We start from the raw sequence: 13,339 nt of genomic DNA, 5'->3' as shown, positions 1-13,339 counted from the left end.
TGCGGTCGATTCTACGCCCCGTCGCGGCGGCTCAGGGCTCGCCGCGACGGACTGCGTAATGACTCAGGCCCGCCATCCGGCCGCAAGTTCACGGGTCAGCTGGCCGGCCGGGATCTCCCGGCAGCCGCTGACGTTCTGCCCGGCCCACAGTGGTGTGCAGTGATCGAGCCCCTGGCCTTGCGCCTTGCCGCGCAGGACGCCGATGGCATTGCCGGCCAGCGGGAAGGGCGGCACGCCTTCCGGTAGCGGACCCAATTCGCGCATGAGGCGGTTGACGATGCCGCGGGCCGGGCGGCCGCTGAACAGGGTGGTCAGCGCCGTATGCGCCGCTTGCGGGCTCTGCAATGCAGCGCGGTGCAACGGACTGGTACGGCTTTCCGGGCACAGCAGATAGGCCGTGCCCAGCTGCACGCCGGCTGCGCCTAGCATCTGGGCAGCCGCCACGCCACGGCCGTCGGCAATGCCGCCGGCGGCGATCACCGGCACGTCGAGCGCGGCGACCAGTTGCGGCAGCAGGGCGAAGGTGCCCAGTTGGCTGGTCAAGTCCTCGCTGAGAAAGATGCCGCGGTGGCCGCCTGCTTCCAGGCCCTGGGCAATCACCAGGTCGACGCCGTGCTGCTGCAGCCAAAGGCCTTCGGCGACCGTGGTCGCGCTGGAGGCGATCTTCGCCCCGGTTGCGCGGGCGCGCTGCAGCAGTGCTGCCGTCGGCAGGCCGAAGTGGAAGCTGACCAGGGCCGGGCGGTGCCGTTCCAGCACGTCGGCCATGGCCTCGTCGAATGGCTGGCGGGTCGCGCCAGCGGGAATGCTGGCCGGGTCGATGTCGAACTCGGCGAACAATGGCGCCAGCATCCGGTGCCAGGTGTCGATGGCTGCCGGGTCGGCGACGGGCGTCTGGTGGCAGAAGAAATTGACGTTGTAGGGCCGCTCGGTCAGCGCCTCGAGGGCTGTCAGCTCGGCATCCAGCGCCGGCGCATCGAGCATCCCCGCCGGGATCGAACCCAGCCCACCGGCCTCGCACACTGCGGCGGCGAGCAGGTGGTCCTGCACCCCTGCCATGGGCGCCTGAATGATCGGCAGCTCGATGCCGAAAAGGTCGCGCAGGTCCATGAGTCAGCTCCGTTCAGTCGTCGTGGGACGAGTACTTTAGCCCCTGCCGGCGACCAGGAAAACGACGCTGGTCATGCAGGGCCTGCGCGGTGCGAGGCGGACAGGTAAACTGCGCGGCTCTCGAGGAGGATCAGATGAACTACCGCCACGCCTTCCATGCCGGCAACCATGCCGATGTGCTCAAACACCTGGTCCTGAGCCGGATCTTCGCCCTGCTGTCACGCAAGGAGGCGCCGTTCGCCTACCTCGACAGCCATGCCGGCGTCGGCCTCTATGACCTGGCGGGCGACCAGGCCAGCCGCACCGGGGAATGGCTGCAGGGCATCGCACGCATCTGGCAGGCCGAAACGCCGCCTTCGCTGCTCGATGACTACCTCGGCGCGATCCGCGCACTCAACCCGGACGGTGCGCTGCGCTATTACCCCGGATCACCGGAGCTGGCGCGGCAATTGACGCGCGAGCAGGATCGTCTGCAGCTCAACGAGAAACACCCCGAGGACGGAGCCCTGCTCAAGGGCAACATGGCCGGCGACCGCCGTGTCGCGGTGCATCTGGGAGAAGGCTGGCACGTGCCGCGGGCGCTGATGCCGACCCAGGAAAAACGCGTGGTGCTGCTGATCGACCCGCCGTTCGAGCAGGCCGATGAACTGAGCCGTTGCGTGAGCGCACTCAAGGAGGCACTGGGGCGCATGCGCCAGACCATCGGCGTGATCTGGTACCCGATCAAGGACGAGCGCCAGCTCAAGCGCTTCTATCAGGACTTGGCCCGCAGCGGCGCGCCCAAGATGTTGCGCGCCGAGCTGTTCGTCCACCCCGCCGACGATGCCAGCCGCCTGAGCGGTTCGGGCCTGGCCATCGCCAACCCGCCGTGGGGGCTGGAGGACGAGTTGCGTGAGCTATTGCCATGGCTGGCCGGGCAACTGGCGCAGAGCCAGGGCAACTGGCGCCTGGACTGGCTGATCGAAGAGGCCTGATCGAGGGCGAAGCTTCTGCAGGTCCTCTGGTGGGCTGAAGCCCACCCTACGAACCTGAAGTTCACCCTACGAGGCTGAGGCCCACCCTGCGACGCCCGGGCCTCCATGCCAAATCCGTAGGGTGGGCTTCAGCCCACCAAAACCCGCCCGCCACTAGAACAGCCGGAGCGGCTCTTCCTGCAGCGCCGACAACTGCTCGCGCAGGATCAGCACCTGGTCGCCCCAGTAGCGTTCGCTGCCGAACCAGGGGAAGCTCATGGGGAAGGCCGGATCGTCCCAGCGCCGGGCCAGCCAGGCGCTGTAGTGCATCAGTCGCAGCGCACGCAACGCCTCGATCAGCGGCAGCTCGCGCGGGGCGAAATCATGGAATTCGTTGTAGCCGTCCACCAGTTCGGCCAACTGGCCGAGGCGCTCGTGGCGTTCCCCTGCGAGCATCATCCACAGGTCCTGCACCGACGGGCCCATGCGGCAGTCGTCGAGATCGACGAGATAGAAGGCATCGTCGCGGGCGAGGATGTTGCCCGGGTGGCAATCGCCATGCAGGCGGATCGGGGTGAAGTGGGTGCTGGCGAAGACATCCTCGACCCGCTTGAGCAGGTCGCGCGCGACCGACTCGTAGGCCGGCAGCAGGCTTCTAGGCACGAAGCCGCCTTCCAGCACGGTATTCAGCGAGTCATGGCCGAAGTTCTGTACGCCCAGGGTTTCGCGATGCTCGAACGGCCGATTGACGCCCACCGCATGCATGCGTCCCAACAACTGGCCGAGGCGATAGAGCTGATCGAGATTGCCCGGTTCCGGCGCACGACCGCCACGGCGCGGAAAGAGGGCGAAGCGAAAACCTGCATGCTCGAACAGCGTCGTGCCATTGCGCTGTAGCGGCGCCACCACCGGCACCTCGCGTTCGGCCAGCTCGAGGCTGAACTGGTGCTCCTCGAGAATCGCTTCGTTGCTCCAGCGGCCGGGTCGATAGAACTTGGCGATCAGCGGCGCTTCGTCTTCGATGCCCACCTGGTAGACGCGGTTCTCGTAGCTGTTGAGCGCCAGCACGCGGGCATCGCTGAGATAACCGATGCTTTCCACGGCGTCGAGGACCAGGTCCGGCGTGAGTGTATCGAAGGGATGAGACATGACCGGCTCCGCAGGATAGGCCGTTCAGTGTATTGCACCCGGGCTTTTAAACAACCGCGCGTCCGCCGCGATCAGTCGCCCGGCTTGGGTGTGCGTGCCAGGCAATAGACATCCACCCGGGCCGCACCCGCACGCTTGAGCAGTCGCGCCAGCGCCTCGGCGGTCGCGCCGGTGGTCAGCACGTCATCGACCAGCGCCAGATGGCGGCCTTTGATGTCGCGGCCTTGGGTGATGGCGAAGGCCTGGCGCAGATTGCGCCGTCGCGTGGCGGCGTCCAGCTGCTGCTGCGGGGGTGTATCGACGATCCGCTCCAGCAGGCGCCCATCGACCGGCAGCTGCAACGCGCCGCCCAGCCACTGCGCGAGCATCTGCGCCTGATTGAAGCCGCGCTGACGCAGGCGCCGGCGTGCCAGCGGCACCGGCACGAGAAGGTCAGGCTGAGGCAGTCCCTCGGCGAAGGCGTGTTGCAGATGCAGCGCCAGTCGCTCGCCAAGCAGGCGGCCGAATGGCCAGCGGGCCTGGTGCTTGAAGCGGGTGATCAGCGCGTCGACCGGGAAGGCGAAGCGCCAGGGCACTTCGACGTGATCGTAGCTCGGCGGGCGTTTCAGGCACTCGCCGCAAAGCAGCCCGTGCGTGGGTAGCGGCACCGCGCAGGTCGCGCACTGGCCGTCGAGCCACGGCAGCTCGGCCTCGCAGGGGCCGCACAGTGGATGGCCTTCGCAAGGTTCGTCACACAGCGAGCAGTGCTGTTCATTAATTGACCAGTTGTAAACCATGATTCCGTTCCTGGTTGACAGTGCATCGGGCTTGGCTAACCATTCCGCATCCGTGCTGAGTCGCTATTTATCACAAGGAATGCCCATGAGCGCCACCTCCGCTTGCGTTACGCGTCACGACTGGTCCCTTGCCGAGGTCAAGGCGCTCTTCGAACAGCCCTTCAACGATCTGTTGTTCCAGGCGCAGACCGTGCATCGCCAGCACTTCGATGCCAACCGTGTGCAGGTCTCCACCCTGCTCTCGATCAAGACCGGCGCCTGCCCGGAAGACTGCAAGTATTGCCCGCAATCCGGCCACTACAACACCGGCCTGGATAAAGAGAAGCTGATGGAAGTGCAGAAGGTGCTGGAGGCGGCGGCCGAAGCCAAGGCCATTGGCTCGACCCGTTTCTGCATGGGCGCCGCCTGGAAGCATCCGTCGGCCAAGGACATGCCCTACGTGCTGAAGATGGTTGAGGGCGTCAAGGCCATGGGCCTGGAAACCTGCATGACCCTCGGCAAGCTCGATCAGGAGCAGACCAAGGCGCTGGCGGAAGCGGGGCTGGACTACTACAACCACAACCTTGACACCTCGCCGGAGTACTACGGCAACATCATCACCACCCGCACCTACGGCGAGCGTCTGGAAACACTCAGCTACGTACGCGAGGCGGGGATGAAGATCTGTTCCGGCGGCATCCTCGGCATGGGCGAGTCGCTGGACGACCGCGCCGGCCTGCTGATCCAGCTGGCCAACCTGCCTGAGCACCCGGAATCGGTGCCGATCAACATGCTGGTCAAGGTCAAGGGCACGCCGTTGGCTGACGAACAGGACGTCGATCCGTTCGACTTTATCCGCATGCTCGCCGTGGCGCGGATCATGATGCCGAAATCGCATGTGCGCCTGTCCGCCGGCCGCGAGCAGATGAACGAGCAGATGCAGGCCCTGGCGTTCTTCGCCGGCGCCAATTCGATCTTCTACGGCGAGAAGCTGCTGACCACCGCCAACCCGCAGGCGGACAAGGACATGCAGCTGTTCGCGCGCCTGGGCATCAAGCCGGAAGAGCGCCACGAACACGCCGACGAGGTGCACCAGGCTGCCATCGAACAGGCGTTGATCGAACAGCGCGACAGCAAGCTGTTCTACAACGCGGCGGTCTGATGGCCCGTAGGGTGGATGGATAAAGCGTCATCCACCCTACGCTGCCCAATCCTTTCGCAGGTGGATGACCCGCGTGCGCTTATCCACCACTTGCCACGCCGAATCGCCATGTCTTTCGATCTAGCTTCCCGTCTCGCCGAGCGCCGCGCCGCGCACCTTTATCGCCAGCGCCCGCTGCTGCAGAGTCCGCAGGGCCCCGAGGTGGTGGTCGATGGCCAGCGGCTGCTGAACTTCAGCTCCAACGACTACCTGGGCCTGGCCAGCCATCCCGAGGTGGTCGCCGCCATGCGGCAGGGTGCTGCGAGCTGGGGCGTCGGTGGTGGTGCCTCGCACCTGGTGGTCGGCCATTCGATGCCGCACCACGACCTCGAGCTGGCCCTGGCCGAGTTCACCGGCCGGCCGCGCGCGCTGCTGTTTTCCACCGGCTACATGGCCAATCTTGCGGCGGTCACCGCGCTGGTCGGGCACGGCGATACGGTGCTGGAGGATCGCCTCAACCACGCCTCGCTGCTCGATGCGGGCCTGCTCTGCGGGGCGCGCTTCTCGCGCTACCTGCACAACGATGCCGAGAGTCTGGGCAAGCGTCTCGATAAGGCCAGCGGCAATACGCTGGTGGTGACCGATGGCGTATTCAGCATGGACGGCGACCTCGCCGACCTGCCGGCGCTCTGCGCCAAAGCGAAGCAGCGCGGCGCCTGGGTGATGGTCGACGATGCCCATGGTTTCGGTCCGCTGGGCGCGACGGGCGGCGGCATCGTCGAGCATTTCGGCCTGGGCATGGATGACGTGCCGGTACTGGTCGGTACGCTGGGCAAGGCGTTTGGCACCGCGGGTGCTTTTGTCGCCGGTAGCGAGGAGCTGATCGAAACGCTGATCCAGTTCGCCCGGCCTTACATCTACACCACCAGCCAGCCGCCCGCGGTGGCCTGTGCCACACTGAAAAGCCTGGAGCTGCTGCGCAGCGAGGGCTGGCGGCGTGAGCATCTGGATCGGCTGGTGGCGCGTTTGCGCGAAGGCGCAGCGCAGATCGGGCTGGCGCTGATGGACAGCCCGACGCCCATCCAGCCGGTGCTGGTCGGCAGCAGCGCACGGGCGCTTAGGCTGTCGGCGCTGCTGCGCGAACGCGGCATCCTGGTCGGCGCCATTCGCCCACCGACCGTTCCGGCCGGCAGCGCGCGCTTGCGGATCACGCTCACCGCGACCCATAGCGATGCGCAGCTCGAACGCCTGCTGGAGGCGCTGGCCGAGTGCTGGGCCCTGTTGCCCAAGGAGTGCGACGATGCGTGACCGACTGATTCTTCTGCCTGGCTGGGCATTCGGCCCGGCTGCCCTGGAGCCGCTGGCCGAGCTGTTGCGTGATCGCGACGCACGCTTGCAGGTCGAGATCGCTCCCCTGCCGATGCTTGACCAGGCCGACGCCTGGCTTGACGAGCTGGATGCGCGGTTGCCTGCCGACAGCTGGCTGGGCGGCTGGTCGCTGGGTGGCATGCTGGCGACCCAGCTGGCGGCTCGCCGTGGCGACAATTGCCCGGGTCTGATAACGATGTGCAGCAATCCGTGCTTCCGCAGCCGTGCCGACTGGCCGGCGGCCATGCCCGCCGAGGTGTTCGACGCCTTCGAGCAGGCATTTCACCTGGGCCCTGCGGACACGCTCAAGCGTTTCAGCCTGCTTTGCAGTCGAGGAGCCTACGATCCGCGTACGCTGGCCCGGCAACTGCAGGTCAGTCTGCTCGATCAGCCACAGGCGGTCTCGGCGGCAGGTCTGCGATTGCTCGCCGAACTGGACGGGCGCGAGGCGCTGCAGCGCTACGTCGGTCCGCAACTGCACCTGTTCGCCAGCAGCGATGCGCTGGTGCCGGCTGCTGCTGCCGAGGCCCTGCTGGCCTGGTTGCCGGACGTGGAAGTCGATGTGCTGGCCAATGCCAGCCACGGCCTGCCGCTGGAGCGTGCCGACGACGTCGCCACGGCCATGCTGGCCTTCATGGGCGAGGGCGAGGATGACTGAAACGTCACTCGGCGAACGCTCGGCCGCGTTGTTGCCGGACAAACGCCAGGTCGCGGCGTCCTTCTCCCGCGCCGCAGCCAGCTACGACAGCGTCGCCGCCCTCCAGCGGCAGGTCGGCAGCCAACTGCTGGCGCGTCTGCCTGTGGATCGACAGCCGGCATGCTGGCTCGATCTGGGCAGTGGAACCGGCTATTTTTCCCGCGCCCTGGCGACGGCCTTTCCGGATGCCGAAGGCGTCGCGCTGGATATCGCCGAAGGCATGCTGCGCCATGCCCGGCCCCAGGGTGGAGCGCGACACTTCGTTGCCGGCGATGCCGAGCGGCTTCCGTTGCGCGAAGGCAGCGTCGAGCTGGTCTATTCCAGCCTGGCGCTGCAGTGGTGCGAGGACTTTGCCGGTGTGCTGAGCGAAGCGCGCCGGGTCTTGCGGCCCGGTGGCACCTTCGCTTTCAGTAGCCTGTGCAGCGGCACCTTGCAGGAGTTGCGCGATAGCTGGCAGGCCGTGGATGGCTTTGCCCACGTCAACCGTTTCCGTCCGCTGGCGACCTACCAGGCGCTCTGTGAGCAAAGCGGATTGCGCCTGGTCAGCCTCACGGTGCGCCCCGAGGTGTTGTATTTCGCCGATCTTCGCCAACTGACCCATGAACTCAAGGCACTTGGCGCGCACAACCTCAACCCCGGACGCCCCGGCGGGCTGACCGGGCGTGCGCGCATCCGTGCGCTGGTCGAAGCCTACGAGCGATTCCGCCGGCCCGAGGGACTGCCGGCCACCTATCAGGTGGTCTACGGAATTCTGCGCAAGGAACCATGAGATGAGCCGTGCCTTCTTCATTGCCGGTACCGATACCGATGTGGGCAAGACCACCATCGCCGCTGGCCTGTTGCATGCGGCACGCATGGCAGGGCTTTCAACCGCGGCGGTGAAGCCGGTAGCCTCCGGCTGCGAACCGACCGACCAGGGCCTTCGCAACAGCGATGCGCTGGCCTTGCAGGCCGAGTGCAGCCCGGCGCTGGACTATGCGATGGTCAACCCGTTCGCCTTCGCGCCGGCCATTGCGCCGCATATCGCGGCCCGCGAAGCCGGCGTCGAATTGACCGCAGGCTGCCTGGTTCGCGCCGTGCAGCCGATCCTCGCCCGGCAGGCTGACTTCACCCTGGTGGAAGGTGCTGGCGGCTGGCGAGTGCCGCTCAATGCGCAGGAATATCTTTCGGCGTTACCGGTGCAGTTGCGCCTGCCGGTGATCCTCGTGGTCGGGGTTCGGCTGGGCTGTATCAATCATGCCGTGCTCAGCGCGGAAGCGATCGCCCGTGACGGCCTGGAACTGGTTGGCTGGGTAGCGAATCTCGTCGACCCTGCCACGTCGCGCCTGGAAGAGAATCTCGCCACGCTCGCTGAGCTGCTGCCGGCACCCTGCCTTGGCCGGGTGCCGCGCATCGCTGAGCCGACGGCGCGCCAGGTTGCGCACCACCTGGCGTTGCCCGCGCTGCATCCGGCGTGATCGAAGGCACATCGCGGCGGCACGCGCCTTGCGGCAGGTGCCGGCATCTGCTTGAATGATGGCAACCTGATAGCGCGTGGAGTGACCATGCAAATCTCCAATAGCCTCATCGGCGCCGGACTGAGCGCCTTTCAGAGCGGCCAGCAGCGTGTCGAGCAAGCCGCGTCGGCCATCGCCTCGGCCAATGCCCCTGTATTGGGCAATTCCCAGGCGGTGACCGAAATCACCGAGCAGCTGGTCCAGCAGAAAGTCGGCGAGCACAGCGCCAAGGTTGGGGCCCGCATGATTCAGAGCGCCGATGAAGTGCTCGGTACGTTGATCGACACCCAGGCCTGATCGCGGGTCTGACGCTTTTCCTTCCTTGCAGCGGGCCGTGTTCTTCGGCCAGCTCCGCTTGTCCGCCTATCCTGTTTCGCCATCTACCGCGGCCTCTGTGTGACTCCGCTCGAGCGAAGTTTTTGCAACGCCACGTTTCGACATCCGTTCGCTTTTCCGTCACTCGCCCCAGGCTCGCCCTCCTGACCGGAATTTGGCCGATTCAGCCGATGGGTGGTGGCCGGTCCCCCGCTTGACATCGCCCAGGGCGAAACGTATGTTTCAAACGCCTGTTTGACCCTTCGGCTCGTTGTCCGACGGTCGAAATCGAATGCAAAAGGCCGGACCGTCCCGGTCAGCTTGTAACAAGAACTCACCGCTGAGGTTTACGCTATGCCCGACTACAAGGCCCCCTTGCGCGATATCCGTTTCGTACGTGACGAGTTGCTCGGCTACGAGGCGCACTATCAGAGCCTTCCGGGATGTGAAGATGCCACCCCGGACATGGTCAATGCCATTCTCGACGAAGGCGCGAAGTTCTGTGAGCAGGTGCTGGCACCGCTGAACCGCATCGGCGACACCGAGGGTTGCACCTGGAGCGAGTCGGGCGTCAAGACACCGACCGGTTTCAAGGAAGCTTACGAGCAGTACGTGGCAGGTGGCTGGCCGAGCCTGGCCCATGACGTCGAGCACGGCGGCCAGGGCCTGCCCGAGTCTCTCGGTCTGGCGATCAGCGAAATGATCGGTCAGGCCAACTGGTCCTGGGGCATGTACCCCGGCCTGTCCCATGGCTGCATGAACACCATCGCCACCCACGGTACCGACGACCAGAAGCACACCTACCTGACCAAGCTCGTGTCCGGCCAGTGGACCGGCACGATGTGCCTGACCGAACCGCACTGCGGTACCGATCTGGGCATGTTGCGCACCAAGGCCGAGCCCCAGGCCGACGGCAGCTACAAGCTGAACGGCACCAAGATCTTCATCTCCTCCGGTGAGCACGACATGGCCGAGAACATCGTCCATATCGTATTGGCTCGCCTGCCCGATGCTCCGGCTGGTACCAAGGGCATCTCCCTGTTCATCGTGCCCAAGTTCCTGCCCAACGCCGAAGGCGAGAAGGGCGAGCGCAACGGTGTGAACTGCGGATCGCTGGAACACAAGATGGGCATCCATGGCAACGCGACCTGCGTCATGAACTTCGACGGCGCCACCGGCTTCCTGATCGGCCCGCCGAACAAGGGTCTGAACGCCATGTTCACCTTCATGAACACCGCACGCCTGGGTACCGCGCTGCAGGGCCTGGCGCATGCCGAGATCGGTTTCCAGGGTGGCATCAAGTACGCCCGCGAGCGCCTGCAGATGCGTGCGCTGAGCGGCCCCAAGGCGCCGGAGAAGCCCGCCGATCCGATCATCGTGCACCCCGACGTGCGTCGCATGCTGTTGACCATGAAGGCCTTCGCCGAAGGCAACCGGGCGATGGTCTACTTCACCGCCAAGCAGGTCGACATCGTCAAGAACAGCCAGGATGAAGAGCAGAAGAAGCAGGCCGACACGCTGCTGGCCTTCCTCACGCCGATCGCCAAGGCTTTCATGACCGAAGTGGGCTTCGAAGCCGCCAACCATGGCGTGCAGATCTACGGCGGGCACGGCTTCATCGCCGAGTGGGGCATGGAGCAGAACGTGCGTGACGCGCGTATCTCCATGCTGTACGAGGGCACCACCGGTATCCAGGCGCTGGATCTGTTGGGTCGCAAGGTGCTGATGACCCAGGGTGAGGCGTTGAAGTCCTTCACCAAGATCGTGCACAAGTTCTGCCAGAATCAGGAAGGCAACGAGGCCATCAAGGAGTTCGTCGCCCCCCTGAATCAGCTGAACAAGGAGTGGGGCGAGCTGACCATGAAGATCGGCATGGCGGCCATGAAGGACCGTGAAATGGTCGGTGCGGCGTCCGTCGATTACTGCATGTATTCCGGCTACGCCTGCCTGGCCTACTTCTGGGCTGACATGGCTCGGGTTGCTGCCGAGAAACTGGCTGAGGGCACTTCTGACGAGGCGTTCTACAAGGCCAAGCTGCAGACCGCGCGGTTCTATTTCCAGCGCATCCTGCCGCGTACCCGCATGCATGTCGACGCTATGCTGTCGGGTGCGGACAACCTGATGGACATGGCCGAGGAAGACTTCGCGCTGGGTTACTGATGGTGTGATGGCACAAACGAAGCCGCTGCCCTGCAGCGGCTTTTTTATTGCCAGGTATTTTTGTTCGCTTTCCCGTACTTCGTGGCGCAAGGCTCGCCAGCCATCCAGCGGCAGTGTACCCAGCCAGATCAGCAGAGCCGCCGGCAGGCGCTCTCCAGCAACAAAGCGAATCGTGGCGGCTGGTAGGGGTGTATGCCGTAGATATCGCGAGATTTCGGAGTCGCTATTGCGGTTCTGGTTGTGACCAGATAAAACTATTCGGTCATAAAAAGACGCTTAATCCGATCTTGGTTATTCGGTTAGACTCGCTGAAACGGCCCGTAGTGGCCGCAACCCAGTGTCTTGCGAGGAATCTTGCCATGGCTGACTACCAAGCGCCGCTGCGCGACATGCGTTTCGTCCTGAATGAAGTCTTCGACGCGCCGAAACTCTGGAAGGCGTTGCCTGCGCTGGCCGAGGTGGTCGACGCGGAGACGGCTGATGCGATTCTCGAAGAGGCGGGCAAGATCACGGCCAACGGCATCGCACCGCTGAATCGTAGCGGCGACGAAGAAGGTTGCCGGTGGGACGCGGGTGCGGTGTCCACGCCAACCGGGTACCGCGAGGCCTACCAGCTGTATGCCGAGGGCGGATGGGTTGGGGTCGGTGGCGATCCTGCTTTCGGTGGCATGGGCATGCCCAAGGTCATCTCGGCACAGGTGGAGGAAATGATGAACTCCGCCAGCCTGGCGTTCGGGCTGTACCCGATGCTGACTTCCGGCGCCTGTCTGTCGATCTACGCCCACGCCAGCGAAGCGCTCAAGCAAAAGTACCTGCCGAACATGTATGCCGGGACCTGGTCCGGCTCCATGTGCCTGACCGAACCCCATGCGGGCACCGACCTGGGCATCATCCGCACCAAGGCCGAACCGCAGGCCGACGGTTCGTACAAGGTCAGCGGTACCAAGATCTTCATCACCGGCGGTGAGCATGATCTGACCGAGAACATCATTCATCTGGTGCTGGCCAAGTTGCCGGATGCGCCAGCCGGCTCGCGTGGGATCTCGCTGTTCCTGGTGCCCAAGGTGCTGGTCAACGAAGACGGCTCGCTGGGCGAGCGCAACTCGCTGTCCTGCGGCTCGATCGAGCACAAAATGGGCATCCAGGCTTCGGCCACCTGCGTGATGAACTTCGACGGCGCGACTGGCTGGATGGTCGGCGAGCCGAACAAGGGCCTGGCCGCGATGTTCACCATGATGAATTACGAACGTCTGGGTGTGGGCATCCAGGGGCTGGCGACGGGCGAACGCTCCTATCAGAGCGCCATCGAATATGCCCGTGATCGCATCCAGAGCCGTGCGCCCAGCGGCCCGGTGGCTCAGGACAAGGCAGCCGACCCGATCATCGTGCATCCCGACGTGCGCCGCATGCTCTTGACCATGAAGGCGCTGAACGAAGGCGGGCGCGCGTTTTCCAGCTACGTGGCGCTGCAACTGGACATCGCCAAGTTCAGTGACGACGACGAAGCGCGGCAGCGTGCCGAGGCCCAGGTGGCGCTGCTTACGCCGGTGGCCAAGGCCTTCCTGACGGACATGGGGCTGGAAACCACCGTTCACGGTCAGCAGGTCTTCGGTGGTCATGGATTCATCCGCGAGTGGGGGCAGGAGCAACTGGTGCGCGACTGCCGCATTACGCAGATCTACGAAGGCACCAACGGCATCCAGGCGCTGGATCTGGTCGGGCGCAAGATCGTCGGCAGCGGGGGTACCCTGTATCAGGCCTTCGCCGATGAAATACGTGGGTTCATCGCGACTGCCGGTGCCGACCTGGCCGGTTTTGTCGGGCCGCTCAAGGCTGCACTGGACAACCTGGATGAGCTGACTGCCTGGGTGATCGAGCAGGCCAAGGCGGACCCGAACGAGATCGGCGCGGCCTCGGTGGAATACCTGCATGTGTTCGGTTACACCGCCTATGCCTATATGTGGGCACGCATGGCCGCTGTGGCGTTGGCCAAGCAGGACGAGGGCGATTTCTACCAGAGCAAGCTGGGAACCGCGCGCTTCTATTTCGCCCGGCTGCTGCCTCGTATTCATTCGCTCAGCGCTTCGGTCAAGGCCGGCAGCGAGTCGCTGTACCTGCTTGACGCGGCGCAGTTCTAAGCAGGCCGACTTAATCTAAAGGCAATATGAAGTTATTTGGCCATGATACGGAACGATTAA

The 13,339-nt window shown here is 65.0% G+C and carries 12 protein-coding genes; 9 read left to right on the top strand and 3 right to left on the bottom strand.

All coding sequences use genetic code 11. The features are described from left to right. Positions 1 to 63: 63 nt before the first annotated feature. Positions 64 to 1,107, bottom strand: coding sequence for an NAD(P)H-dependent flavin oxidoreductase (locus tag B597_RS31075; RefSeq protein WP_003293987.1), 1,044 nt, complete (start codon positions 1,105 to 1,107; stop codon positions 64 to 66). Positions 1,108 to 1,241: 134 nt separating this feature from the next. Between B597_RS31075 and B597_RS31070 the strand changes: the two genes are divergently transcribed. Next, entirely contained in the window at positions 1,242 to 2,081 is an 840-nt protein-coding gene (locus tag B597_RS31070; RefSeq protein ID WP_024161835.1) for a 23S rRNA (adenine(2030)-N(6))-methyltransferase RlmJ, read from the top strand. Between the two features lie 153 nt (positions 2,082 to 2,234). On the opposite strand, the gene B597_RS31065 is transcribed toward B597_RS31070, so the two are convergent. Both B597_RS31065 and B597_RS31060 read right to left on the bottom strand, forming a co-directional pair. Then, positions 2,235 to 3,209 carry a serine/threonine protein kinase gene (locus B597_RS31065; RefSeq protein WP_003293986.1) on the bottom strand — a complete coding sequence of 325 codons (975 nt, stop codon included), beginning with the start codon at positions 3,207 to 3,209 and terminating at the stop codon, positions 2,235 to 2,237. 71 nt (positions 3,210 to 3,280) lie between these two features. Then, positions 3,281 to 3,985, bottom strand: a complete 705-nt coding sequence (locus B597_RS31060; protein ID WP_003293985.1) for a ComF family protein — start codon at positions 3,983 to 3,985, stop codon at positions 3,281 to 3,283. A gap of 85 nt (positions 3,986 to 4,070) precedes the next feature. Here B597_RS31060 and bioB point away from each other — a divergent pair, with 85 nt between their 5' ends. From bioB to B597_RS31020, 8 genes are all read left to right on the top strand, one after another. After that, on the top strand, positions 4,071 to 5,126 hold the full coding sequence (gene bioB / locus B597_RS31055; RefSeq protein ID WP_003293984.1) for a biotin synthase BioB: 1,056 nt from the start codon (positions 4,071 to 4,073) through the stop codon (positions 5,124 to 5,126). Between the two features lie 108 nt (positions 5,127 to 5,234). Beyond that, on the top strand, positions 5,235 to 6,413 hold the full coding sequence (gene bioF / locus B597_RS31050) for an 8-amino-7-oxononanoate synthase (RefSeq protein ID WP_003293981.1): 1,179 nt from the start codon (positions 5,235 to 5,237) through the stop codon (positions 6,411 to 6,413). Further along, positions 6,406 to 7,131 carry an alpha/beta fold hydrolase gene (locus B597_RS31045; protein WP_003293980.1) on the top strand — a complete coding sequence of 242 codons (726 nt, stop codon included), beginning with the start codon at positions 6,406 to 6,408 and terminating at the stop codon, positions 7,129 to 7,131. Before bioF ends, B597_RS31045 begins: the two co-directional genes overlap by 8 nt. Beyond that, positions 7,124 to 7,939: a malonyl-ACP O-methyltransferase BioC gene (gene bioC / locus B597_RS31040; RefSeq protein WP_003293979.1), complete on the top strand. Its 816-nt coding sequence runs from the start codon at positions 7,124 to 7,126 to the stop codon at positions 7,937 to 7,939. The genes B597_RS31045 and bioC overlap by 8 nt, the downstream gene beginning before the upstream one ends. 1 nt (position 7,940) lies before the next feature. Further along, positions 7,941 to 8,627, top strand: coding sequence for a dethiobiotin synthase (gene bioD, locus B597_RS31035; protein WP_003293977.1), 687 nt, complete (start codon positions 7,941 to 7,943; stop codon positions 8,625 to 8,627). A gap of 87 nt (positions 8,628 to 8,714) precedes the next feature. Continuing rightward, on the top strand, positions 8,715 to 8,963 hold the full coding sequence (locus B597_RS31030) for a hypothetical protein (RefSeq protein ID WP_003293976.1): 249 nt from the start codon (positions 8,715 to 8,717) through the stop codon (positions 8,961 to 8,963). A gap of 372 nt (positions 8,964 to 9,335) precedes the next feature. Further along, a complete protein-coding gene (locus tag B597_RS31025) occupies positions 9,336 to 11,141 on the top strand; it encodes a phenylacyl-CoA dehydrogenase (RefSeq protein WP_024161834.1) in 1,806 nt (601 codons plus the stop codon). Between the two features lie 359 nt (positions 11,142 to 11,500). Further along, positions 11,501 to 13,279 carry an acyl-CoA dehydrogenase C-terminal domain-containing protein gene (locus B597_RS31020; protein ID WP_003293975.1) on the top strand — a complete coding sequence of 593 codons (1,779 nt, stop codon included), beginning with the start codon at positions 11,501 to 11,503 and terminating at the stop codon, positions 13,277 to 13,279. Positions 13,280 to 13,339: the final 60 nt, after the last annotated feature.

Origin of the sequence: Stutzerimonas stutzeri KOS6, from assembly GCF_000307775.2 — a bacterium.
Lineage (GTDB): Bacteria > Pseudomonadota > Gammaproteobacteria > Pseudomonadales > Pseudomonadaceae > Stutzerimonas > Stutzerimonas stutzeri_B.
This window is presented reverse-complemented; position numbering and strand designations above follow the sequence as displayed.

Bases quoted from the DNA above. Each gene is read 5' to 3' on its own strand.
- B597_RS31075 (WP_003293987.1), bottom strand. From the start codon at position 1,107: ATGGACCTGCGCGACCTTTTCGGCATCGAGCTGCCGATCATTCAGGCG.
- B597_RS31070 (WP_024161835.1), top strand. From the start codon at position 1,242: ATGAACTACCGCCACGCCTTCCATGCCGGCAACCATGCCGATGTGCTC.
- B597_RS31065 (WP_003293986.1), bottom strand. From the start codon at position 3,209: ATGTCTCATCCCTTCGATACACTCACGCCGGACCTGGTCCTCGACGCC.
- B597_RS31060 (WP_003293985.1), bottom strand. From the start codon at position 3,985: ATGGTTTACAACTGGTCAATTAATGAACAGCACTGCTCGCTGTGTGAC.
- bioB (WP_003293984.1), top strand. From the start codon at position 4,071: ATGAGCGCCACCTCCGCTTGCGTTACGCGTCACGACTGGTCCCTTGCC.
- bioF (WP_003293981.1), top strand. From the start codon at position 5,235: ATGTCTTTCGATCTAGCTTCCCGTCTCGCCGAGCGCCGCGCCGCGCAC.
- B597_RS31045 (WP_003293980.1), top strand. From the start codon at position 6,406: ATGCGTGACCGACTGATTCTTCTGCCTGGCTGGGCATTCGGCCCGGCT.
- bioC (WP_003293979.1), top strand. From the start codon at position 7,124: ATGACTGAAACGTCACTCGGCGAACGCTCGGCCGCGTTGTTGCCGGAC.
- bioD (WP_003293977.1), top strand. From the start codon at position 7,941: ATGAGCCGTGCCTTCTTCATTGCCGGTACCGATACCGATGTGGGCAAG.
- B597_RS31030 (WP_003293976.1), top strand. From the start codon at position 8,715: ATGCAAATCTCCAATAGCCTCATCGGCGCCGGACTGAGCGCCTTTCAG.
- B597_RS31025 (WP_024161834.1), top strand. From the start codon at position 9,336: ATGCCCGACTACAAGGCCCCCTTGCGCGATATCCGTTTCGTACGTGAC.
- B597_RS31020 (WP_003293975.1), top strand. From the start codon at position 11,501: ATGGCTGACTACCAAGCGCCGCTGCGCGACATGCGTTTCGTCCTGAAT.